Below are 269 nucleotides of genomic sequence, written 5' to 3' on the forward strand. Positions count from 1 at the left end.
GACTGACCAATCGGATGAACCACAGAAAGGAACATTATGTCTGTGCTCGATGAACTGGTATCGGGGGCCGTCGAAGATGCACGGGCCCGCGAAAAGGTCGTGCCGCTTGACGAGGTGAAGCGCCGTGCGGCTCAGGCGGCGGCGCCGATTGACGCAAGCCAGTGGCTGAAGAGGCCGGATGGCATCCCGGTCATCGCGGAAATCAAGAGAGCGTCGCCATCCAAAGGCCATTTGAGCGACATCCCGGATCCGGCGGCATTGGCGCGCGA

Annotated in this window: 1 pseudogene; it reads left to right on the top strand. The window is 61.7% G+C overall.

Annotated features, from left to right (window positions below):
- Window positions 1-36: 36 nt before the first annotated feature.
- Window positions 37-269, top strand: a pseudogene (locus B3C64_RS02965) (bifunctional indole-3-glycerol phosphate synthase/tryptophan synthase subunit beta); the annotation flags it as partial.

The sequence above is a fragment of the Bifidobacterium sp. UBA6881 genome (assembly GCA_002451435.1).
Classification (GTDB): Bacteria; Actinomycetota; Actinomycetes; order Actinomycetales; family Bifidobacteriaceae; genus Bifidobacterium.